The organism is Allostreptomyces psammosilenae, from assembly GCF_013407765.1.
Taxonomy (GTDB): domain Bacteria; phylum Actinomycetota; class Actinomycetes; order Streptomycetales; family Streptomycetaceae; genus Allostreptomyces; species Allostreptomyces psammosilenae.
The window spans coordinates 763,231-786,247 of sequence record NZ_JACBZD010000002.1 but is presented as its reverse complement, the minus strand read 5'-3'; the positions used below and the strand labels follow the sequence as shown (position 1 = coordinate 786,247).

15 protein-coding genes are annotated in these 23,017 nt (G+C 75.2%); 8 read left to right on the top strand and 7 right to left on the bottom strand.

The genetic code is table 11. The features are described 5' to 3' along the window. Nucleotides 1-10: 10 nt before the first annotated feature. Both FHU37_RS25640 and FHU37_RS25635 read right to left on the bottom strand, forming a co-directional pair. A complete protein-coding gene (locus FHU37_RS25640) occupies nt 11-1,498 on the bottom strand; it encodes an amino acid permease (RefSeq protein ID WP_179817012.1) in 1,488 nt (495 codons plus the stop codon). Nucleotides 1,499-1,699: 201 nt separating this feature from the next. Next, nucleotides 1,700-2,362, bottom strand: a complete 663-nt coding sequence (locus FHU37_RS25635) for a DUF2017 domain-containing protein (RefSeq protein ID WP_179817011.1) — start codon at nt 2,360-2,362, stop codon at nt 1,700-1,702. Between the two features lie 78 nt (nt 2,363-2,440). Between FHU37_RS25635 and FHU37_RS25630 the strand changes: the two genes are divergently transcribed. Then, the gene (locus FHU37_RS25630; protein ID WP_179817010.1) at nt 2,441-3,007 is read left to right on the top strand and encodes a Uma2 family endonuclease; all 567 of its coding nucleotides are present in this window, start codon (nt 2,441-2,443) and stop codon (nt 3,005-3,007) included. 57 nt (nt 3,008-3,064) lie between these two features. On the opposite strand, the gene clpS is transcribed toward FHU37_RS25630, so the two are convergent. Next, nucleotides 3,065-3,376 (bottom strand): ATP-dependent Clp protease adapter ClpS, encoded by a 312-nt coding sequence (gene clpS, locus FHU37_RS25625; RefSeq protein ID WP_179817009.1) that lies wholly within the window; start codon nt 3,374-3,376, stop codon nt 3,065-3,067. Nucleotides 3,377-3,566: 190 nt separating this feature from the next. Here clpS and FHU37_RS25620 point away from each other — a divergent pair, with 190 nt between their 5' ends. The 4 genes from FHU37_RS25620 to FHU37_RS25605 all read left to right on the top strand — a co-directional run bounded on the left by FHU37_RS25620 (nt 3,567) and on the right by FHU37_RS25605 (nt 8,331). Next, nucleotides 3,567-4,931 carry a nicotinate phosphoribosyltransferase gene (locus FHU37_RS25620; RefSeq protein WP_179817008.1) on the top strand — a complete coding sequence of 455 codons (1,365 nt, stop codon included), beginning with the start codon at nt 3,567-3,569 and terminating at the stop codon, nt 4,929-4,931. 347 nt (nt 4,932-5,278) lie between these two features. Then, nucleotides 5,279-5,887, top strand: a complete 609-nt coding sequence (locus FHU37_RS25615; RefSeq protein WP_179817007.1) for a nicotinamidase — start codon at nt 5,279-5,281, stop codon at nt 5,885-5,887. A 108-nt stretch (nt 5,888-5,995) separates the two neighbouring features. Further along, nucleotides 5,996-6,718 carry a response regulator transcription factor gene (locus tag FHU37_RS25610; protein WP_179817394.1) on the top strand — a complete coding sequence of 241 codons (723 nt, stop codon included), beginning with the start codon at nt 5,996-5,998 and terminating at the stop codon, nt 6,716-6,718. After that, nucleotides 6,715-8,331, top strand: coding sequence for a sensor histidine kinase (locus FHU37_RS25605; protein ID WP_179817006.1), 1,617 nt, complete (start codon nt 6,715-6,717; stop codon nt 8,329-8,331). The genes FHU37_RS25610 and FHU37_RS25605 overlap by 4 nt, the downstream gene beginning before the upstream one ends. 179 nt (nt 8,332-8,510) lie before the next feature. Here FHU37_RS25605 and FHU37_RS25600 read toward each other — a convergent pair whose 3' ends face one another. The 3 genes from FHU37_RS25600 to FHU37_RS25590 all read right to left on the bottom strand — a co-directional run bounded on the left by FHU37_RS25600 (nt 8,511) and on the right by FHU37_RS25590 (nt 15,432). Beyond that, nucleotides 8,511-10,832 carry an MMPL family transporter gene (locus FHU37_RS25600; protein ID WP_179817005.1) on the bottom strand — a complete coding sequence of 774 codons (2,322 nt, stop codon included), beginning with the start codon at nt 10,830-10,832 and terminating at the stop codon, nt 8,511-8,513. 210 nt (nt 10,833-11,042) lie between these two features. Continuing rightward, nucleotides 11,043-14,567, bottom strand: a complete 3,525-nt coding sequence (locus FHU37_RS25595; protein WP_179817393.1) for an ATP-dependent helicase — start codon at nt 14,565-14,567, stop codon at nt 11,043-11,045. A gap of 328 nt (nt 14,568-14,895) precedes the next feature. After that, nucleotides 14,896-15,432: an MGMT family protein gene (locus FHU37_RS25590; RefSeq protein ID WP_312892897.1), complete on the bottom strand. Its 537-nt coding sequence runs from the start codon at nt 15,430-15,432 to the stop codon at nt 14,896-14,898. A 291-nt stretch (nt 15,433-15,723) separates the two neighbouring features. Here FHU37_RS25590 and FHU37_RS25585 point away from each other — a divergent pair, with 291 nt between their 5' ends. Together FHU37_RS25585 and FHU37_RS25580 are read left to right on the top strand one after the other, a co-directional pair. After that, nucleotides 15,724-18,252: a flippase-like domain-containing protein gene (locus tag FHU37_RS25585; RefSeq protein WP_376774062.1), complete on the top strand. Its 2,529-nt coding sequence runs from the start codon at nt 15,724-15,726 to the stop codon at nt 18,250-18,252. A gap of 363 nt (nt 18,253-18,615) precedes the next feature. Further along, nucleotides 18,616-20,031, top strand: a complete 1,416-nt coding sequence (locus tag FHU37_RS25580) for a flavin monoamine oxidase family protein (protein WP_281394836.1) — start codon at nt 18,616-18,618, stop codon at nt 20,029-20,031. 150 nt (nt 20,032-20,181) lie between these two features. Here FHU37_RS25580 and moeZ read toward each other — a convergent pair whose 3' ends face one another. Beyond that, nucleotides 20,182-21,360: an adenylyltransferase/sulfurtransferase MoeZ gene (gene moeZ / locus FHU37_RS25575; protein ID WP_179817004.1), complete on the bottom strand. Its 1,179-nt coding sequence runs from the start codon at nt 21,358-21,360 to the stop codon at nt 20,182-20,184. Nucleotides 21,361-21,653: 293 nt separating this feature from the next. Here moeZ and bioB point away from each other — a divergent pair, with 293 nt between their 5' ends. Then, nucleotides 21,654-22,964, top strand: a complete 1,311-nt coding sequence (gene bioB, locus FHU37_RS25570; RefSeq protein ID WP_179817003.1) for a biotin synthase BioB — start codon at nt 21,654-21,656, stop codon at nt 22,962-22,964. The last annotated feature ends 53 nt before the right edge of the window (nt 22,965-23,017 follow it).

The window sequence follows — 23,017 nt, the reverse complement described above, 5'->3', positions numbered from 1 at the left end:
CGGGCCCGGGTCAGCCGGTCGCCCCGCCGGCCGGCGCCGGCGCGGGCCGCTCCACCGGCCGGGGCGGGCGGCGGCGGCTCCACAGCAGGTAGGCGAGCGAGACGGACACCGCCCACGCCGCCGCCACGTACAGGGCGGTCCGGGTCTCCGGGGCGAGCGTGAGCAGCGCCAGGACCAGCGCCAGGAAGGCCAGCGAGAGCCAGGTGGTGTACGGGGCGCCCGGCATCCGGAAGGCCGCGGCCGGCAGCCGGCCGGCGGCGACCGCGCGGCGGTAGCGCAGGTGGCAGAGCAGGATGACGGCCCACACCCACAGCGCGCCCACGGTGGCGACCGAGGTGATGTAGGTGAACGCCCGGTCCGGGCTGACCGCGTTGACCACGACGCCGACCACCATCACCGCCGCACCGCAGGCGATGGCGGTCGCCGGCACCCTGCGCCGGGTCATCCGGCGGACCGCGACCGGCGCCTGCCCGCGCTGGGAGAGCGAGCGCAGCATCCGGCCGGTGGAGTACAGGCCGGAGTTGCAGGAGGACAGCGCCGCGGTGAGCACGACGAAGTTCACGATGCCGGCGGCGGCCGGGATGCCGATCCGGTCGAAGGCGAGCACGAACGGGCTGGTGCCCGGGGTGAACTCGCGCCAGGGCACCACGGAGAGGATGACGGTCAGGGCGCCGACGTAGAACAGGCCGATGCGCCAGGGGATGGCGTTCATGGCCCGCGGCAGGGTGCGCGCCGGGTCGGCCGTCTCGGAGGCGGTGACGCCGACCATCTCCACGCCGAGGTAGGCGAACATGACGATCTGCAGGGTCATCAGGGTCTGCGTGACGCCGTTCGGGGCGAGGCCGCCGTCCGCCCACAGGTGGGTGACCGAGGCGGTGTCGGCGGCGTCGCCGAAGCCCACGGTGAGCACGCCGAGCCCGATCAGGATCATGCCGACGATGGCGATCACCTTGATCATCGAGAACCAGAACTCGACCTCGCCGAAGAGCCGGACCGAGACCAGGTTGGCACCGAACAGCGCCACCAGGACGGCCAGCGCGGTGACCCACTGCGGGATCGCCGGGAACCAGTACTGGGCGTACAGGCCGGCGGCGGTGATCTCCGCCATGCCGGTGGTGACCCACATGATCCAGTAGGTCCAGCCGGTGACGAAGCCGGCGAACGGGCCGATGAACTCGCCGGCGTACTCGGCGAAGCTGCCGGAGGTCGGCCGGTAGGAGAGGAGTTCGCCCAGGGCGCGCATGATGAGGAAGATCACCGCGCCGGCGACCACGTAGACCAGGATCAGGCTGGGGCCGGCCGTGGTGATGGCGGTGCCCGCCCCGAGGAACAGCCCGACGCCGATCGCGCTGCCGATGGCGATCATCTGGATCTGCCGGGCGCCCAGGCCCCGCTGGTATCCCTCGTCCGCGCCGGGCGGGGCCTGGCCCGGGCCCCGGCGCGCACCGGGTTCCGGCTCGGGGTCCGGCCGGGCGGCGGTCACCTCGGGGTACGTCATGCGCCCTCGTCCCGTGCTGCGGCGCCCGCACCCGGCCGCTCGGGGTCCGGCCCGCGGGACGCGTTCGGCGGCGCGCCCGACCGGCAACGAGCGGGTCACGCCTCATAACGCTGTGTGTTTATCACAGCCGCTTCGGTGACGACGGGGCGCGCGGGCGCGTCGCCCCCAGGCTCACGCCAGCGGAGTCCCGACGCGCCCGGCTCAGCGCAACTGGGTCTCCACCAGGGTGTCCTGGAGCAGGGCCAGCCAGCGGTAGGCGATGGCCAGCGGGCGGTGCGGATCGTCGTCGGGCAGGTGGTCCAGCTCCGGCTCGCCCTGGGTCACCCCGAGCCAGGTGCCGAGCGCGAGGCGCTGGTCGTTCAGCCCGCGCAGCCAGCGCTGCACGCCCTCCGGGTCCAGCCGCAGCAGCACCATCTCCGAGGGCTCGGCGCCACCGAGGTGGTCCAGCTCCTCGCCCTCGCCCTCCTCGTCCTCCCCGCCCTCGGCCGCCCGGGGGCCGCCCGAGCGGGTGACCCGCAGCACGTCCCGGCCGGCCGCGTCGAGGTCGCGCACGATGCCGAGCGCGGCGGCGCGCTTGGTGTCCCGCAGGTCGTTCTCGGTGAAGCGGCGGAACTCCGCGGCGGCGTCCGGATCGTCCGGGTAGGCGTCCGGCAGCAGCCGGGCCAGCACCGGGTCCTCCGGCGCCCGCGAGGGGCCCTCGGCGAACAGCCGCGCGAAGGGGTCGTCGGCGTCGCCCCGCTCCTCCTCCCCCGGCCCGAGGAGTTCCAGCATCTGCACGGCGAACCGGCGCAGGATGGAGAACTCGATGCGGTCGAGGAGGATGGCGGCGCCGCCGTCCTCGGTGGGCTGGAAGTGTGCGGGCATGCGGGACCGTTTCGCGCGAGCTGACCGGACTGCGCCGGAAGGCGTTACCCAGCATAGGGAGGCGGCGTTGGACCTGGCATGGTCCTACCCACCACGAGGGCGGACGGCGCCCCGGCGCGCCCGCCGGATCCCGTGATCCGCGACATCGCGGGGAAGATCTCCACCCCTGAGGGCTACCGCGTGGAGATCCTGGAAGGGGTCATCGTCGTGTCGCCCCCTCCGTTGGTGCGCCACGCGGCGATCGCGTCCCGGTTGGCGCGGGCCGTCACGACGGACGCGATCGAACTCGTCTCCGCGGTGACCGTCCGGGACGAACGGACCGGTGACGACCTCGTTCCCGACGTCCTCGCAACCTCCACGGAAGCCCTGGCTCGCGACGCGGGGACGATCCCACCCGACCTCGTCCTTCTGGTGGCCGAGATCGTCGGCCCGCTCGGCGGCGCCGTCGACCGCGTCACCAAGGCGAGTCGGTACGCCCTGTCGGGTATCCCGCTCTGCCTGCTGGTGGAGCCGGCGAAGAGGCGCACCACGCTCTACTCCCACCCGGAGGACGGGGAGTACCTCACCCTCCACCGCGTGCCCTTCGGACACAGGCTCCCGCTGCCGGATCCGTTCGGCGTCGACCTGGACACCGGGGAGTTCTGACCCGCGGCCTTGTCCGTCGCGGGCCACCACACGGGACGCGGCGGCGGGTGCGGCCGCCTACTTGTCCTGCTGGAGGGTGGCCCACAGGCCGTAGCCGTGCATGGCCTGGACGTCGCGCTCCATCTCCTCCCGGGAGCCGCTGGAGACGACGGCGCGGCCCTTGTTGTGGACCTCCAGCATCAGCCGTTGCGCCTTCTCGCGCGGGTAGCCGAAGTAGCTCTGGAACACGTAGACGACGTAGCTCATCAGGTTGATCGGGTCGTCGTGGACCACGGTCACCCAGGGCAGTTCCGGCTGGGCCGACTCCCGCGCGGACTCGCGGGTCTCGGGGCGCTCGATCTCGACGGGTGCGACGCTCACGGCCCCCATGCTGCCATCGCGGGGGCGGCGCTGCGATCTCCGCTCCCCGAAACCCCGCCCGGACCGCCGCGCTGTGGTACCGCTCGCGGCGTCCGCCCGCACGGGCCCGCGCCCTCCCGCACCGGCCCCGCGCCCGCCGTCCCGCCCATCCTCCCGAGAAATCGTCAAAGTGACGACATCTCGGGGTACCATCGGCGGCATGGACGAGACACCCGGCGCCGTCGCGGCGCCCGCCGACGCCGCGCGGGCGGCCTCCACGGCGCTGCTGACCGACCACTACGAGCTCACCATGCTCCAGGCCGCGCTGCGCGGCGGCGCCGCGCACCGCCGCTCGGTGTTCGAGGTCTTCACCCGCCGCCTGCCCGAGGGCCGCCGCTACGGCGTGGTGGCCGGGACGGGGCGGGTGCTGGACGCGGTGGAGGACTTCCGGTTCGACCGCGAGCGGCTGGAGTTCCTCACCCGCACCGGGGTGATCGACGAGACCACCGCCGGCTGGCTGGCCGACTACCGCTTCTCCGGCTCCATCCACGGCTACCCGGAGGGGGAGGTCTACTTCCCCGGCTCGCCGATCATGGTCGTGGAGGGCAGCTTCGCGGAGGCGGTGCTGCTGGAAACCGTCATCCTGTCCATCCTCAACCACGACTCGGCGATCGCCGCCGCGGCCTCCCGGATGACGCACGCCGCGGCCGGCCGGCCGGTGATCGAGATGGGCTCCCGGCGCACCCACGAGCAGGCCGCGGTGGCCGCCGCCCGCGCCGCCTACGTCGCCGGCTTCGGCCCCACCTCCAACCTGGAGGCCGGCTACCGCTACGGCATCCCCACCGCCGGCACCAGCGCGCACGCCTTCACCCTGCTGCACGACACCGAGCGGGACGCCTTCACCGCCCAGGTCACCGCGCTCGGCCGGGGCACCACGCTGCTGGTGGACACCTACGACGTCCGCGAGGCCGTGCGCACCGCCGTGGAGGTGGCCGGACCCGACCTCGGCGCGGTCCGGATCGACTCCGGCGACCTGCTGGTCTTCGCCCACCGGGTGCGCCGCCAGCTCGACGAGCTGGGCGCCCGGGACACCAGGATCGTGGTGACCAGCGACCTGGACGAGTACGCCATCGCCGCGCTGGCCGCCGCCCCGGTGGACCGCTACGGCGTCGGCACCGCGCTGGTGACCGGCAGCGGCCACCCCACCTGCTCCATGGTCTACAAGCTGGTGGCCCGCGCGGCCTCGGACGACCCGGACGCCCCGCTGCTCCCGGTCGCCAAGCTCTCCCGGAACAAGCCGAGCGTCGGCGGACGGAAGTGGGCCTACCGCCGGCCGGACGCCGACGGCGTCGCCGAGGCGGAGGTCGTCGGCGCCGTCCCGCCGCCGCCCGAGCTGGCCGCGGAGGTGGAACGCCACGGGCTGCTGGTGCCCCTGGTGCGGGACGGGAAGGTGGTGGGGCGCGAGCCGCTCCAGGCGGCGCGCGAGCGCCACCGGCGGGCGTTCGACCGGCTGCCGATGTCGGCCGCCCAGCTCTCCCGGGGCGAACCGGTGATCCCGACCGAGTACCACCTGGGGAGCGAGTAACCTCCGGGGCGCCGGACACCTCCGGCGGGGCCGCACGGTGGGCCGCGCCGGCCGTCCGGTTCCGATCGGGATCCCGTGCGACGCACGCGTGACCGGGCCCGCGGAGGGGAAAGCCACAACCGCACGCGGACGCGCACCCACGCACACGCGCGCGATGCGGATGCGGCGGCAACGGCGTGATGACACCGTGATCGTGAGGACACCGTGATGACCGTCACGGTGACGGGCGGCGCCGGCCGGACACGGGGGACGCCGAGGGGCGACGCCGTCCACCGACCGGCGGCGTCAACAGGGCCCGGGCCGTGCAGGCGGCCCGGGCCCCGCGACAGCACAGGAGCGGGGAACCAATGGAGCGAGCACTCATCGTCGTGGACGTGCAGAACGACTTCTGCGAGGGAGGCAGTCTGGCCGTCCCGGGGGGCGCCGACGTCGCCGCCGCCATCACCGACCTGGTGGTCGGCTCGCGGGAGGGGGCGGACGGTCCGCGCTACCGCCACGTCGTCGCCACCCGCGACCACCACATCGAGCCCGGCGACCACTTCTCCGAGCACCCGGACTACGTGGACAGCTGGCCGCCGCACTGCGTGGCCGGCACCGAGGGCGTCGGCTTCCACCCCAACTTCGCCCCCGCGGTGGCCGGCGGCGCCATCGACGCCGTCTTCGACAAGGGCCACTACTCCGCCGCCTACAGCGGCTTCGAGGGGACGGACGAGAACGGCGTCGGGCCGGCGGAGTGGCTGCGCGAACGCGGCATCACCGCCGTGGACGTGGTCGGCATCGCCACCGACCACTGCGTGCGCGCCACCGCGCTGGACGCCGCCCGGGAGGGCTTCCGGGTCCGGGTGCTGCTGGACCTGACCGCCGGGGTGGCCGAGCCCACCACCAAGCGGGCGCTGACCGAACTCACCGACGCCGGGGTCGAGCTGACCGGCCGCCCGGTGCTGCGCGCCCCCTGACCCGCCCGGAAAAGCCCTGCCCACCCGGGCGGCGCACCGCCCCCGGCGAGGGACACTGCACGGGTGGGTACGCACAACGACGACGACGGCGGCGGCTCCGCGCCGCGCCTGGCACCGGAGGCCGACGCGCGACTGCTGGTCGTGGACGACGAGCCCTACATCCTGGACACCCTGACCACCGCCCTGCGCTTCATCGGCTACCGGGTGGAGACCGCCGCCAGCGGCCACCAGGCGCTGCGCGCCGCCCGGGACGCCCTGCCGGACCTCATCCTGCTCGACATCATGCTGCCCGACCTCGACGGGCTGGAGGTGGCCCGCCGGCTGCGCCAGGAGGGCCTGGACACCGCCGTGATCTTCCTCAGCGCGCGGGACGAGCGGCGCGACGTCGTCGCCGGCCTGCGCGCCGGCGGCGACGACTACGTCACCAAGCCGTTCGGCCTGGAGGAGGTCGCCGCCCGGGTGCAGGCCGTGCTGCGCCGCACCCGGGGCCGCCCCGGCCCCACCGGGCCGGAGGTGCTGCGCTACGCCGACCTGGAGATGGACCTCGACGCCCGGCGGGTCACCCGCGGCGGCCGGGAGGTCGAGCTGTCCCCGACCGAGTTCCGGCTGCTGCGCTACCTGATGCTCCACCCCGAGCGGGTGCTCACCCGCGCGCAGCTGCTGGAGCACGTCTGGTCGTACCACTTCAACGGTGACGACACGGTGGTCGCCACCTACGTCAGCTATCTGCGGCGCAAGCTGGGCGGGGCCGCCACCGGCGGCGAGCTGATCCGCACCCGGCGCGGCCTGGGCTACGAGCTGCGCGCCGGCGCGGGAACGGGGGACGAATGACCACGCGGGCCGACCCCTCCGAGGTGGCCGGCGACGCCACCGACGCCGCCAAGGCGGCCCCGACGCCCGAGGCCACCGGGGCGGCCGGCCGGCGGACCGGACGGATCCGGCCGATGCCGTGGTGGTGCAACATGACGCTGCGGCACCGGCTGCTGATCCTGCTGCTCTCCACCACCGCCGTGGTGCTGGCGTTCCAGGGGTTCTTCTCCACCCGGGTGCTCAGCAACCAGCTGGCGGAGGTGCACGACCAGGAGATGCGGTTCGCCGCCGAGTCCATCCGGCAGCTGCTGGACGGCCAGCCCGACGTCCGCGCCCGGGCCAGCAGCGGCGTCCCCCCGGTGGTCGACCCCGGCGCGCAGATGGTGGCCACCCTGCTGGAGCCGGACGGCGGGCGCACCGAGCTGATCAGCCAGCGCGGCTTCCACCCCGAGCTGCCCTCCTACGCCGAGGCGCTGCGGCTGGCCGACAGCGGCGAGGTGCGCACCTCCGCGGACTCCGCGCTGACCCGCCAGTACCGGGTGGTGGCGCTGCGGCTGCGGTCCAGCCCGGAGGTCCTGGTGGTGACCGACCCGGACAGCCTGCGCGGCACCGCCCGCACCGTGGTGCCGCTCAACGTGGCGTTCACCGGGGCCGGGCTGCTGCTGCTCGGCGTCGCCACGGTCGTGGTGGTGCGGCGGGAGCTGCGCCCGCTGGAGACGATGGCCCGGCAGGCGGAGGCGGTGGCCTCCGGCGACCTCGGGCGGCGGGTGGAGCTGTCCCGCATCGGCAGCGAGGTGGGCCAGCTGGGCGTGGCGCTGAACCGCTCCTGGGAGGCCGTGCAGGCGGCCCTGCAGGCGCGGGACGCCTCGGAGCGGCGGCTGCGCCGGTTCGTCGCGGACGCCTCGCACGAGCTGCGCACCCCGCTGCAGTCCATCCGCGGCTACACCGACCTGTACCGGCACGGGGCGCTGCCGGACACCGCGGCGGTGGACCGCGCGGTGGAGCGGATCGCCGGCGAGACCCGGCGGATGTCGCGGCTGGTGGAGCAGTTGCTGCTGCTGGCCCGGTACGACTCCGAGCAGCTGCCGGAGCGGGTGCCGGTGGACCTCGGCGTGCTGGTGCGGGAGAGCGCGGCGGACGCCGCGGCGGTGCAGCCGGACCGACCGTTCGAGGTGGAGGTGGCCGACGGGGTGCAGGTGCGCGGTGATCCGGACGCACTCAGCCGGCTGGTGGCGAACCTGCTGGCGAACGTGCGTCAGCACACGCCGGTGGAGGCCGGCTGCTGGGTGCGGCTGCGCGGCGAGGGCGGCACGGCCGTGCTCACCGTGACGGACGCCGGGCCGGGCGTTCCGCCGGACGCGCTGCCGCACATCTTCGACCGCTTCTACCGGGCCGATCCGGCGCGCAGCCGGGCCTCCGGGGGGACGGGGCTGGGCCTGGCGATCGTGGACACGGTGGCGCGGGCGCACGGCGGCGAGGCGGTGGTGGACAGCCGGCCGGGCGAGGGCACCACGGTGACGGTCCGGCTGCCCCGGGCGCGGCGCACCGACGTGGCGGTGCTCGGCCTGCCGGCGCCGGGGAAGACGGAGCGGGTGGAGGAGGCGCACCTCGCCGAAGCACGCGGAGCGACGTGACGGCCATGCCGCGATGCCCAGGCACCTGGCCGTCCCACCAGCTATCGCACTAGCCGTTTCACCAGGCATCCCAACAGCGGTGGAAGGAGTGCCACGGCCCCGCCTCCCGGGACGACCGGGGGGCGGGGCCGTGGCGTCGTGCTACGGGCGGGGCCGTGGCGCCCCGCGGGTGTGCCGGGTCAGCGGGCGGCCGAGCCGACCGTCTCGCGGCCGTGGGCGCCGCCGGCGTCCGGGTCGTCGGGGCCGGAGTCGCCGCCGGGGCCGAAGCCGCCCCCGCCGTGGCCCTCACCGCCGTCGCCGTGGCCGGGGCCGCGTCCGTCGGCGTCGAGCAGGTGCGCCAGCCGCTCGCCCTCGATGTCGACGTTGGGCAGCGCCCGCTGCAGGAAGCCCGGCAGCCACCAGGCGCCCCGGCCCATCAGGGTCATCAGCGCGGGCACCAGCGTCATCCGCACCAGCAGGGCGTCCACCAGCACGCCGAAGGCCAGCGAGAAGGCGATCGCCTTGATCATGTGCTCGTGGGAGTAGATGAAGGACCCGAAGACCGCGATCATGATCAGGGCCGCGGCGCCGACGACCTTCGCGCCGTGCTGGTAGCCGGTCGCCACCGCCTCGCGCGGGTCGGCGCCGTGCACGAAGTCCTCCCGCATCCGGGAGACCAGGAACACCTCGTAGTCCATGGCCAGGCCGAACAGCACGCCGACCAGCAGGATCGGCAGGAAGGAGATGATCGGGCCGGTCTCGTCCACGGCGAACAGGTCGTTCAGCCAGCCCCACTGGTAGACCGCGACGACCGCGCCGATGGAGGCCGCGATGGAGAGCAGGAAGCCGGCGGCGGCCTTGATCGGGACCGCGATGGAGCGGAACACCAGCATCAGCAGGAGCAGGGCCAGGCCGACCACGACGAGGCAGTAGATCGGCAGCGCCTCGGCGAGCTGGGTGGAGATGTCGATGTTCATGGCGGTGGTGCCGGTCACGCCGATCTCGGTGCCGGTCTCGGCCTCGATGGAGCCGGCGGTGTCGCGGATGGCCTCCACCACGTCCTCGGTCTCGGCGTCGGCCGGTCCGCTGCCCGGGATCACCGTGAGCAGGACCGTGTCACCGGAGGCGTTGGGCTGCGGCGGCGCCACCATGACGACGTTCGGCAGCTCGGAGACCGTGCCGAAGAAGCCCTCGGCGGCGGTCTGCACGGTGGCCGGGTCCTCGCCGCCGATCGCGACCAGCAGCGGGGCGTTGAAGCCGGGGCCGAAGCCGTCGTCGAGCAGTTCGGAGGCGCGGTCGGCGCTGCTGCCCGGGTCGGCGTTGCTCGGCAGCCCGAGGTGCAGGTCGGTGGCGGGCAGGGCGACGGCGCCGAGGCCCACCACGCCGACCAGGATCACCACGATCGGCATGCGGGCGATGCCGCGCACCCAGGCGGCGGCCGGGCCGGCGGGGACCTTGCGGCCCTCGGCCTGGGCCCGGGCGGCGCGGCGGGCCCACGGGGAGGGGATGGGGGTGTTGGCGATCCGGCCGCCGACGAAGCCGAACATGGCCGGGAGCAGGGTGATCGCGATGAGCACGGCGACCACCACGGTGCCGGCGGCGCCCACGCCCATCACGGTCAGGAAGGGGATGTCGACGACGGCGAGCGCGGCGAGGGCGATGACCACCGTGGAGCCGGCGAACACCACGGCGCCGCCGGCGGTGCCGTTGGCCCGCGCGGCCGACTCCTCCGGGTCCATGCCGTCGCGCACCTGCTGCTGGTGGCGGGAGACGATGAACAGGGCGTAGTCGATGCCCACGGCCAGGCCCAGCATCAGCGCCAGGATCGGGGCGGTGGAGTCCATGGTGACCACGCCGCTGAACGACTGGAGCGTCATCACGCCGATGCCCACCCCGACCAGGGCGGTGAACAGCGGCAGCACCGCGGCGAGCACGGAGCGGAAGACCAGGATCAGCACGACCACGGCGACCGCGACGCCGATGATCTCGCCGGGGCCGGCGATCTGCGGCGGGGCGATCGGGGCGAACGCGTCACCGCCGTACTCGACGGTCAGGCCCGCGGCGCGGGCCGGCTCGGCGGCCTCCTCCACGCGTTCGAGGGTGCTCTCCGCGAGGTCCGCGGCCGGGAGGGCGAAGTTCACCTGGGTGAAGGCGATGTCTCCCTGCGGCGAGATGGACTGCCCGGTGAAGGGGTCCACCACGGCGATGACGCCGTCGACCGCGCCGACGGCCGCGGTGGTCTGCTCGATCGCCTCGCGCGCCTCGGGGGTGGTGAGCTGCTGCCCGTCCGGGGCGTGGAAGACGACCTGTCCGCGGCCGCCGGAGGCCTCCGGGAACCGCTCGCCGAGTGTGTCGAGGGTTTCCTGCGCCTCGGTGCCGGGCAGCGAGAAGCTGTCCTCTGGTTCGGCGCTGAAGGCGACGGAGGCGCCCACGGCTACCGCCAGCGCCAGCAGCCAGGCGATCAGCACGGCCCATCGGCGCCGGTAGGCCAGGCGCCCGAGCCGGTAGAGGTAGGTGGCCAAGAGGTTCTCCCCCGGTAGTCGTTCCGCGAGTTCATCGGGGTGCCACGCCCGCGCGATGAGCGACGCCCCCGCAGCGAAAGTAACTCCATCGGGTGACGGCGATTCGCCCAGGAAGGGGCGGGTGGCACGGACTCACACGAAACTCCCATGTCCGGGAGGAGCCCCGAGCCGGCGAAAACCGACATACCGGAAGGAAAGCCGATCGGCTCGCTACTCCACGAGCTGACGCCCCTCCGGCCGCGCCGAGCAGGCCCGGGTGAACGCGCAGGTGCGGCAGCGGTCCCCGGCGACCGGCCGGAACCGCTCGGAGAGCACGGTGGCGGCGGCCCCGGCCAGCAGCTCCTCCACCCAGGTCCGACCGTCGGCCGCGGCGCCGGACTCGGCGCCCGCCGGCTCCGGCAGCGCGTCCTGCCGGAACACCAGCGGGCCCGAGCGGTCCCCGCCCCGCCCGCCGCCGTGCCGCAGGAACACCAGTTCGGCGCCGCCCACCCCGGCCGCCTCGGCCTCGCCGCGCTCCCCGCCGATGCCGTCCAGCGCGCCGTGCCGGACGGCCAGCTGGTAGACGGCCAGCTGCGCGCTGCGCGCGGCCTCGGCCGCCGTCGGTTTGGTCTTGCCGGTCTTGAAGTCCACCACGTAGGCCAGGCCGGCGGCGTCCAGCTCCACCCGGTCCATGGTGCCGCGCAGCACGATCTCCACCTCGCCCACCCGCAGCCGGGTGGTGAAGGAGCGTTCGGTGTCGGCGACCAGCCGGCCGCGCTCGGCGACGTGCCAGCGCAGGAAGCGCTCCAGCGCGGCGCGGGCCTCCCCCTTCTCCTGCTCCGACTTCCACGGGGCGTCGAAGGCGAGGGCGTCCCACACCCCGTCCAGCCGGTCCATCAGGACGTCCAGGTCGGGCGGGGTGCGGCCGGAGCCGACCTCGTCGGCCAGCACGTGCACCACGTTGCCGAAGCCCTGGGCGGCGGTGGCCGGTGGGTCGGCGTGCACCTCGCGGGAGAGGAACCACTGCAGCGCGCAGTCGTCGAGCTGCTCCAGGGCGCTGCCGGTCAGCGCCAGCGGGCGGTCCGGCTCCCGCAGCCGGGCGGGCGCCCGGGTCGGCTCCAGCAGCCCCCACCAGCGGGAGGGGTGGGCGGAGGGCACCAGGACCTGTCCGGTGCCGTCGCGCAGCGCCGCCAGCCGGGCGAGCCGGTCGGCGGCGGCGGCGCGCAGCGCCGGGGAGGCCTCCGGGTCGATGGTGGTGGCGCGCAGTTCGGCGACGAGGGCGTGCACGGCCAGCGGCCGGCGCGGCCGGTGACCCACGTCGACCGGGTCCACGCCGAGTTCCTCCAGGAACCGGGAGGGCTGGTCGCCGTCCTCGGCGGGGGCCTTGACGGCGGTGACCACCAACCGTTCCCTCGCCCGGGTGGCGGCGACGTAGAACAGCCGGCGCTCCTCGGCCAGCAGCGCGCCCGGGGTGAGCGGCTCGGCCAGGCCGTCCCGGCCGATCCGGTCGGCCTCCAGCAGCGAGCCGCGGCGGCGCAGGTCCGGCCAGAGCCCCTCCTGCACCCCGGCCACCACGACCAGCCGCCACTGCAGGCCCTTGGAGCGGTGCGCGGTCAGCAGGCGCACGGCGTCCGGCTGGACGGCCCGGCCGCTGAGCGTGTCGGCGGCGATGTCCTGGGCCTGGAGTTCGGCGAGGAAGTTCAGCGCGCCGCGGTGGCCGGAACGCTCCTCGGCCCGGGCGGCGGTCTCGAAGAGGGCGCAGACGGCGTCCAGGTCGCGGTCGGCGTTGCGGCCGGCGGGGCCGCCGCGCAGCGAGGCGGCCTCCAGGCGGGCCGGCCAGGAGGTGCCGGACCACAGCTCCCACAGCGCCTGCTCGGCGGATCCCCCGCCGGCCAGCAGGCCGCGCACCTTGCGCAGCAGCAGGCCGAGCTCGCGGGCGCGGCGGGCGTAGGCGGGGTCCATGGCGACCAGCCGTTCGGGCTCCAGCAGGGCCTCGCGGATCAGCTCGTCGGCCGGCCGCGGCGCCCGGCCGATCCCCTCGGCGGCCAGCGCGGCGCGTTCCTCCTCGCGCAGGGCCCGGCCGAGGGCGCGCAGGTCGGAGGCGTCCAGGCCGCCGAGCGGCGAGCCGAGCAGGGTGCGGGCGTGCTCGGCGGTCAGCGGGTCCTCGTCCGGCGCGGCGTCCGTCGGCGCGACGGGCGCGGCGTCCGCCGGCGCCTCACCGGGCGGGGCGGCCGGCGCCTCGCCGTCCGCTCCGTCCGGCCCGTCCGGTCCCTCACCGGAGGCGGCGCCGGGACCCTCACCGGACGCGTCCGGTCCGGCGTCGAAGCCCGGGGCGGGTCGGCGCAGCCGGGCGTGCGCCCGGGCCGCGGCCTGCGCGCAGCAGCGCAGGGCGAGCAGCAGCGGGGCGACGGCGGGCTCCTCGCGCAGCGGCAGGTCGTCGCCGTCCACCTCCAGGGGCACGCCGGCCGAGGTGAGCGCCCGGCGCACCACCGGGATGGATCGGGCTCCGGCACGCACCAGCACGGCCATCTCCCGCCAGGGGATGCCGTCCTCCAGGTGGGCGCGGCGCAGCAGGTCGGCGATGTTGTCGAGTTCGGCGCCGGGCGTGGGGTAGGTGAACACCCGCACCCGCCCGCCGTCGTGTTCGGCGCGCAGGTCGCGGTGGGCGCGGACGGCGGCGGCCGGCAGCCGGGGCAGCGGCATCGACTCGGTGATCCGCCGGGTGGCGGCGAGCAGGCGGGCGCCGGAGCGCCGGGAGACCCGCAGCACCCGCACCGGGGCCGGGGTGCCGTCGGCCTGCGGGAAGGCGGTCGGGAAGTCGAGGATGCCGTTGACGTCGGCGCCGCGGAAGGCGTAGATCGACTGGTCCGGGTCGCCCATGGCGACCAGGTCGCGGCCGTCGCCGGCGAGCGCCCGCAGCAGCCGGACCTGGGCGGGGTCGGTGTCCTGGTACTCGTCGACGAACACCGCCTCGTAGTCCAGGCGCAGCCGGGCGGAGACGGCCGGGGTCTCGGCGAGCAGCACGGCGCGGTGCACCAGTTCGGCGTAGTCGAGCACACCCTGCGCGTCGAGCACGTCCAGGTACTCGGCGAGGAAGTCGGCGGCGGCGGACCAGTCGGGGCGTCCGGCGGCGGTGGCGAAGGCGGCCAGCGTCCGGGGGGCGAGGCCCAGTTCGCGGCTGCGGGCCAGCACGGCGCGGACCTCGTCGGCGAACCCGCGGGTGGTCAGGCACTGGCGCAGCTCGTCCGGCCAGCGCACCGCCGGGTGCCCGGAGGTCAGGTCGGCGGCGTCGCCGGCGAGCAGTTCGCGCACCAGGACGTCCTGTTCCGGTCCGGACAGCAGGCGGGCGGGGTGGCTGAACAGGTGCGGGTCCTGGTGGGCGCGGACCAGGGCGTAGCTGAAGGAGTGGAAGGTGGTGGCCTGGGGGACGGCGGCGACGGAGCGGCCGCCGTGGGAGAGCCGGGCGGTCATCCGGTCGCGCAGTTCGACGGCGGCGCGGCGGCTGAAGGTGAGCACCAGCAGCCGTTCCGGGTCGGCGCCGCGCTCCACCCGCCGGGCGACCGCCTCCACCAGCGTGGTGGTCTTCCCCGTACCGGGTCCGGCCAGCACCAGCAGCGGGCCGCCGGTGTGCTCGGCGACCGCCCGCTGGGAGGCGTCCAGCACCGGCGGGGCGGGAGCCGCCGCCGGGGTGCGCACCAGTCGGTAGGGCACGCCCGCCGGCCGTGCGGCGCCCTGCGCGGGGGCGTCCGTCGGCATCGGGGGCTGCGTGGTGGTCACGTGCGGGGCTCTTCGTACGGGGTCGGGGGTGGGCGGCGGCGCGGGGGCGGTTCCTCGGGCGGCTCCCCGGAGGGGCCGCCGGGCGCCCGGTCGGGCCGGTGGTCGATCGGGCGGCGGGACGGGTGGTCCGCCGGGGTGGCGCCGGGCCCGCCCTCGGGGAGAGGCCGGCCCTGCAGGAGTCTATGGACCGGCACCGACAGCGCGGTCCCCGGAGCGCTCCGCTCCGAGAAGCCCTCCGGCAGGCATGTTCCCCGGCGGAGCGGAACAGGATGCCTGCGTGCCCGTCCACCGCAGCCCCGGTACGCCGTCACCTCCCGCCCCGGCCGCGGCGGGTGCGGCGGCGCGCCGGCTCGGGCCGGCCGGCGTCGGCGGGCCGGTCGCCGTGGTCCGGCCGGTCGGCGTCATCGGGCGGGGCGCCGTCACCGTCCCGGGCGGCGTGACGGAGATCACTCGTCAGGCTGAGAAGCGGGCCGCAGTCCCAGCGGGCCCGCCGCATGTCCACCCGGGCGGCCGGGCGGCCTCCCGCGCCCGGCCCCGCGCCCGTCCCCGGCTCGCCGCGCATCGGGGTGCCCTCGTCCCGGTAGCGCGCCAGCGCCTCGCGCTCGTGCCCAGGCGGAGGGCTGCCGTCCGCTCGGATCACCCGCCACCAGGGCACGCCGCCGCCGTAGCGGCTCATCACCCGGCCGACCTGCCGGGGCCCGCCCCGTCCGAGCAGTTCGGCGATGTCGCCGTAGGCCAGCACCCGCCCGGGCGGGATCGCCTCGACGACCTCCAGGACCAGCTCGCTGAACTCGTCGATCCGGTGCTCCGCCGGGCCCTGAGCCGCCTGCTCCACCGCCACCACCACCGCTTTCCTGGTCTCCCGTGCCGCCGGCGCGGCCGTCCGCCCCGGGCGTCCGCCCCGCGGCCCGCCGCGCCGTCCGCCGCGCCGTCCGCCCGGCCCCGCGCCGGATCGCCCGCCGCCGCGGCGTGGCCGCCCACGCTCGGGGCGGCCGGGGCCATCCTCCACCGGTCGCCCCACACCCTGATGGTTTCCCCCACCCTCCCCCCATTCCGCCCCGCCCCCTCGCCCCACAACCGGGGTTGCGGGGACGCGCCCGGGCCGGTCGTGTCACCATCGTGGCGGCGGTGACTGGTGATACGAGAACACGACGGAACGACCAGCGACGGCGCCGGACCGAACGAGGAGTCCGCCGCCGACGCCGGCATGCTCTCCCGCGCCCGGCCCTACCGGGCGGCGCCGGACGGCCCCACCAAGGCGGTGGAGGTGCCGGTCGACGAGCCGTTGCTGCCGGCCCGCTTCCACCGCCCCGGTGACCTGGTCAAGGCCCTGCTGGGCTGCCTGACCATCGCCCTGGTGCTGTTCATCGCGACGATCGCCGAGGCCACCAGCGCCGGCCTGCGCGCCGACATCGGCGAGGGCACGGCGAACACCCCGCCGTTCGTCGTCGCCCTGGCCGGCGTGGTCTCCAGCATCGCGGTGCTGGTCGTGCCGCTCGCCTTCGCGGTGGAGCGGCTGATCAAACGGGACGGGCTGCGCGTCGCCGACGGCGTGCTGGCGGCCGTGCTGGCGCACGGCGTGGCGCTCGCCATCGACCTGTGGGTGGACCAGTGGGCGCCCGCGTCGCTGGTGGCCGCGCTCACCCAGCGCTCCCCCGGCGGCGAGGGACTGACCGACGCCGTGCACGGCTACCTGGCGCCGGTCGTCGCCTACATGTGCGCGGTCGGCCTGGCCCGCCGCCCGCGCTGGCAGATCGTGCTGTGGCTGGTCGTCGGCCTGGACGGGCTCGCCGTGCTGCTCGGCGGCTACACCACCCCCATGTCGGTCATCGTCACCGTGCTGATCGGCTGGACCGTGGCGCACGGCACCATGTACGCCCTCGGCGTGCCCAACGTGCGGCCGACCGGGGCGATGCTCCTGGCCGGCCTGCGGCGCAGCGGCCTGGAGCCGGTCAGCTGCCGCCGCGCGGGCGGCGCGGAGGACACCGACCGGCTCTACCAGGTGGAGCTCGCGGACGGCACCGCGCTCGACGTCACCGTGCTCGACCGGGAGCAGCGCACCTCCGGCTTCTTCTACCGGCTGTGGCGCCGGCTCCAGCTGCGCGGGGCCTTCACCCCGCCCCGGCACAGCCTGCAGTCGCTGCGGCAGACCCTGGAGCAGGAGGCGCTGGCCTGGTACGCCGCCCGCGAGGCGGGGGCGCGCACCCCGCGCCTGGTGCTGGCCGCCGAGCTCGGCCCGGACGCCGCGATCCTGGTGCACGAGCACCTGCGCGGACGGCCGATGTCGGCCGTGCCCGACGAGGAGATCACCGACCGGGTGCTGCGCTCCGCGTGGGAGCAGGTGCGGCGGCTGCACCAGCACCGCATCGTGCACCGCCGGCTCTCCGAGGACGCCCTGGTGGTCGAGCCGGACGGCCGGGTGCACATGGTGGACCTGGGCGCCGGGGAGGTGGCGGCCGGCGACCTGTCGCTGCGCATGGACCTGGCGCAGCTGCTGACCGTGCTGGCGCTGCGGGTCGGTCCGGAGCGCGCGGTGGCCGGCGCCGCCGACGTCCTCGGGGTGGACGCGGTGGCCGCCGCGCTGCCGCTGCTGCAGCCGGTGGCGCTCGACCGGGAGGTGCGCGGGCGGCTGCGGGCGGTGAACAAGGAGCGGCCGGAGGGGCAGGAGGAGCTGCTCTCCCGGATCCGCGAGCAGATCCTGCTGGTGCAGCCGCAGGCACCGGTGGAGCCGGTGCGCCTGCAGCGCATCCGGCCGCGCACGCTGGTCACCATCCTCGCCGGGGCGATCGCGGCCTACCTGCTGGGCTCCCAGCTGGCCCACGTCGACCTGCGCTCCATCCGGGACGCGGACTGGCGCTGGGCGGCCCTGGCGGTGCTGGCGTCGGCGCTCAGCTACGTCGCGGCGGCGATGGTGATCCTGGGCTTCGTGCCGGAGCGCATCTCCTTCTGGCGGACGTTCCTGGTGCAGCTCGCCGGCTCCTTCGTGAAGCTGGTGGCGCCGGCGGCGGTCGGCGGCGTGGCGATCAACACCCGCTTCCTCCAGCGGTCCGGCATCCCGCCCGGCCAGGCGGTCTCCAGCGTCGGCGCCTCACAGCTGTTCGGGATGGTGTTCACCATCGCGCTGCTGGCCGTCTTCGGCTACCTGACCGGCACCGAGCGGACCCCGTCGGCGCTCTCGCCCTCCAGCACGGTGATCGCCGGCATCCTGGCGGCGGCCGTGCTCGCCCTGCTGGTGGCGGCGATCCCGCCGGCCCGGCGGTTCATCGTCACGCAGGCGCGCTCGATCTTCCAGGGCGTGGTGCCGCGGCTGCTCGACCTGTTCCAGCGCCCGTCGAAGATCCTCACCGGCGCCGCCGGCACGCTGCTGCTGACCCTGTGCTTCGTGGGCTGCCTGTACGCCTCGGTGCGCGCGTTCGGCGGGGAGCTGAGCTTCGCCGCGGTGGCGCTGGTCTTCCTGGCCGGCAACGCGATCGGCTCGGCGGCGCCCACCCCCGGCGGCCTGGGCGCCGTGGAGGCCACCCTCTCGGGCGGCCTGACGGCCGTCGGACTGCCGGTGGAGGTGGCGGTCTCCGCGACGCTGCTGTACCGCCTGCTGACCCTGTGGCTCCCGGTGCTCCCCGGCTGGGTGGCCTTCAGCGTCCTGCAGCGCAAGGAAGCGCTGTAGCCGGAGGCACAGCGGCAGCGCTGTGGCCGGAGGTGCAGCTACAACGCTGGAGCCGTCGGCACAGCGACAGCGCTCCAGCCGCAGGCACAGCGGCAGCACTCCTTACTCTCTGCGTTCGAAACACAACGCCCCGTAGGGGCCCCGAAGGGGGACCCCCTTGTTTCAAGGATTTCATGAGTTGATCACGCACCGCAGCCCCCCGCTTCCGGCCTGTGGACAACTCTGGGGTGGGACATGACAAAGGGCTGGGCCCAACGCGCCCCGCGGCGCGCCCGGAACGGTGGCTCCCGGGTCGCCGGGTGGGCCGCCCTGGCCCAGCATGGCTGGTGAGACGGGGACCGCCGAAGAGGAAGGAACCAGCCCATGGAACCGGCGACCTCCGCCGCGCTGCGCCGCCGACTCGCCCCCTCCCGCCGCCGGTCCATGATGGGCCGCCGCCGGGGCCGGCGCGGCCCGCTGCATCCCCACCGCTACGGCGGCACCCCGCGCCCCGGCCGGACCATCGTGGTCGGCGCCGGCGCCGCCGGTCTGGCCGCCGCCCGCGCACTGCGCGCCATGGGGCGGGACGTGGTGCTGGTCGAGGCCCGGGACCGGGTCGGCGGGCGGGTGTGGACCAGCACGGCGTGGGCCGGCGTGCCGATCGACATGGGCGCCTCCTGGATCCACGGCTGCCGCGGCAACCCGGTGTCCGACCTGCGCGACGAGTACGGCATCGCCAGCGTCGAGACCGACCTGGACTCGATGCTGCTCTACGCCCCGGACGGCAGCCCGCTCTCGCCGCACGAGCGCGAGCGCGTCGAGGAGTGCGTCGACCAGGTCTTCGCCGACGTCGACCGCGAACTGCCGGACGCCGGACACGACGACTCCCCCGCCGCCGCCCTCGACCGCGCGGTGGCGCGCACCGCCTGCTCCGCCGACGACACCCTGCTGCGCGGGGTGCGCTTCCGGCTGTGGCAGTCCTTCCAGAACGAGTACGGCGAGGCCCCGGAGAACGTCTCCTACCGCTGGTACAGCGACGCCGTCTACCTCGGCCTCCAGGAGGTGTTCCCGGACGGCTTCGGCGCGGTCTTCCAGGCCATGGCGGCCGACCTGGAGCCCCGGCTGGGCCACGTGGTGGAGGAGATCGAGTACGGGCGCGGCGACGGCGTCACCGTGCACACCTCGCGCGGCTCCATCGAGGGCGACGACGTGATCGTCACCCTGCCGCTCGGTGTGCTCAAGCGCGGCGGCGTCCTGTTCACGCCCCGGCTGCCGCGGGAGAAGCTCGACGCGATCGAGCGCCTGGAGATGGGCACGCTCTCCAAGACCTGGCTGCGGTTCCCCCGGGCGTTCTGGGACGAGGGGGTGCTGAACCACGGGTACCTCGGCACCGCCGACCACGTGTGGTCGGACTGGTACAGCTTCTCCTCCGTGCTCGGCGAGCCGGTGCTGCTCGGCCTCAACGGCGGCATGGCCGGCCGGGAGATCGAGCGGCACACCGACCGCGAGATCGCCGCCGCGGCGACGGCGGTGCTGCGCAAGTGCTTCGGCCCGCGGGTGCCGGAGCCCATCGGGATCCAGAACAGCCGCTGGGAGACGGACCCGTACGCGTTCGGCTCGTACTCCTACACGCCCGCCGGGGCCGGCCCGGCGGACCGGGAAGCCCTGGCCCGCCCGGTGGGCGGCCGGCTGTTCTTCGCCGGCGAGGCCACCCACACCACCTGCCACCAGACGGTGCACGGAGCGGTGCTGTCCGGTCGGCGGGCGGCCGAGCAGGCGGTGGCGGCCGTGCGCCGGTGAGTTGCCGGGGCAACGCCGGGGGGCGGCGCCCCGCAGGAAGGACGACGCCGGCACCACGCGGGAGAGGGCGCGGTCGGGGACGACGCGGCGACGCCCACCGCGCCCCCGCTCGGGGGCCCGGTGGGCGTCGCCGGATGGTGTGAGCGGCGGTCAGTAGACCGGCTTGTGCGGCTCGATCTGGTTGACCCAGCCGACGACGCCGCCGCCGACATGCACCGCGTTGGCGAAGCCCGCGGCCTTGACCTGGGCCAGCACCTCCGCGGAGCGGACGCCCGTCTTGCAGTGCAGGACGACCTGCTTGTCCTGCGGCAGCCGGCTCAGCGCGTCGCCCATCAGGAACTCGTTCTTCGGGATCAGCGTGGCGCCCGGGATCGAGACGATCTCGTACTCGTTGGGCTCGCGCACGTCGACCACGAAGATGTCGCGGCCCTCGTCGATCCACTGCTTGAGCTGCTTCGGGGTGATGGTCGAGTCCGCCGCGGCCGCCTCGGCCTCCTCGGAGACGACGCCGCAGAACGCCTCGTAGTCGATCAGCTCGGTGACCGTCGGGTTCTTGCCGCAGACCGCGCACTCCGGGTCCTTGCGGACCTTGACCTGGCGGTAGGTCATCTCCAGGGCGTCGTAGATCATCAGCCGGCCGACCAGCGGCTCCCCGACGCCGGCCAGCAGCTTGATGGCCTCGGTCACCTGGATGGAGCCGATGGAGGCGCACAGCACGCCGAGCACGCCGCCCTCGGCGCAGGAGGGCACCATGCCGGGCGGCGGGGGCTCCGGGTAGAGGCAGCGGTAGCAGGGGCCGTACTCGGACCAGAACACGCTGGCCTGGCCGTCGAAGCGGTAGATCGAGCCCCAGACGTAGGGCTTGCCCAGCAGCACGCAGGCGTCGTTGACGAGGTAGCGGGTGGCGAAGTTGTCCGTGCCGTCGACGATCAGGTCGTACTGGCTGAAGATCTCCATCACGTTGGAGGAGTCCAGGCGCTCGGTGTGGAGCACCACGTTGACGTACGGGTTCGCCTCCAGGATCGAGTCGCGCGCGCTCTCCGCCTTCGGCCGGCCGATGTCGGACTGGCCGTGGATGATCTGGCGCTGCAGGTTCGACTCGTCGACCTCGTCGAACTCGACGATGCCGAGGGTGCCGACTCCGGCGGCGGCCAGGTAGAGCAGCGCGGGCGAACCGAGGCCACCGGCGCCGACGGCCAGCACCTTGGCGTTCTTCAGCCGCTTCTGGCCGTCCATCCCGACGTCCGGGATGATCAGGTGGCGGGAGTATCGGCGTACCTCATCGACGGTGAGCTCGGCAGCCGGCTCGACCAGGGGTGGCAGCGACACGGGAACTCCGGTGGTCGATGGAACGGGTCTTCGTGCTCAACCCTGCCACGCACCCGGGCATTCCCCGATGCCGGGTCCACTTCTCGGGACGGAAACGTCCGATTCCTCCCGTTACGCCCCCAGTGAGACCGAGCTGCCGTCTCACCATGCGGGATGGGCTGTGCCCACGGAACACACCCCGCCGGGCGCCGATCCGCTGAAACGGTATTTTGCCGACCCCCACCGCGCCGTCGGACGGTTCCTGTCCGGTTCCTCCATATGGCCCGGCACCCGCCCACCAGCATGATCGAGCCATGGCCGACACCGCTTCCGACCTCGCCCGCCCCGACGCCACCGACGACGGCCCCGCCGCCGCCGACGGCACGGCCGCCGACGCCGCCGGACTGAGCGGTCTGCTCGCCTCCCTGGTGGCCAAGGGCCTGCGCGCCGAGACCCCCACCCGCGACGAGGCCCTCGCCGTGCTCGCCAGCTCCGACGCCGACCTCCTCGACGTGGTCGCCGCCGCCGGCCGGGTCCGCCGCCACTGGTTCGGCGACCGGGTCAAGCTCAACTACCTGGTCAACCTCAAGAGCGGGCTCTGCCCCGAGGACTGCGGCTACTGCTCGCAGCGCCTCGGCTCCGAGGCCGGCGTCCTCAAGTACACCTGGCTGCGCCCCGAGCAGGCCGCCGAGCAGGCCGCCGCCGGAGTGGCCGGCGGCGCCAAGCGGGTCTGCCTGGTCGCCAGCGGACGCGGGCCGACCGACCGCGACGTCGAGCGCGTCGCCGACACCATCGCGGCGATCAAGCGGGACGAACCCGAGGTGGAGGTGTGCGCCTGCCTCGGCCTGCTCTCCGCCGGCCAGGCCGAACGGCTGCGGGAGGCCGGCGCCGACGCCTACAACCACAACCTCAACACCGCCCCGGACCGCTACGCCGACATCTGCACCACCCACGGCTTCGAGGACCGGGTGGAGACGGTCAACCAGGCCCGCTCCGCCGGCCTGTCCCCCTGCTCCGGGCTGATCGCGGGCATGGGCGAGAGCGACGCCGACCTGGTGGACGCCGTCTTCGCGCTGCGCACCCTGGACCCGGACTCCGTCCCGGTGAACTTCCTCATCCCCTTCGAGGGCACCCCGATGGCCGGCCGCTGGGAGCTCACCCCGCAGCGCTGCCTGCGCATCCTGGCCATGACCCGCTTCGTCTGCCCGGACGTCGAGGTCCGCCTGGCCGGCGGGCGGGAGATCCACCTGCGCACCCTCCAGCCGCTGGCCCTGCACCTGGCCAACTCGATCTTCCTCGGCGACTACCTCACCAGCGAGGGCCAGCAGGCCCGCGCCGACCTGGAGATGATCGCCGACGCCGGGTTCACCGTGGAGGGCGCCGACCGGACGACCCTGCCGGAGCACCGCGCCGGGGTGCCCGACCGCACCCCCCGCGCCGTCCCCGGCCCCTCCGCCGACGCCGCCACCACGGCCGCCACCCCCGCCGGCCGCCCCTGCGGCGCCGCCGGCGGTCCGGGCGCGGCGCCGACCGGCGGGGTGACCGTCCCGGCCGGCGCGGCCCGCCTCGACCTGGTCGCCGTCCGGCAGCGCGGCGCCGGAACCGACCTGCCGCCCAACGCCTGAGCGGCGGGAAGACTCTCGTCCGGTGGCCGCCGTCGCCCCCCTCGTCGGGCGGC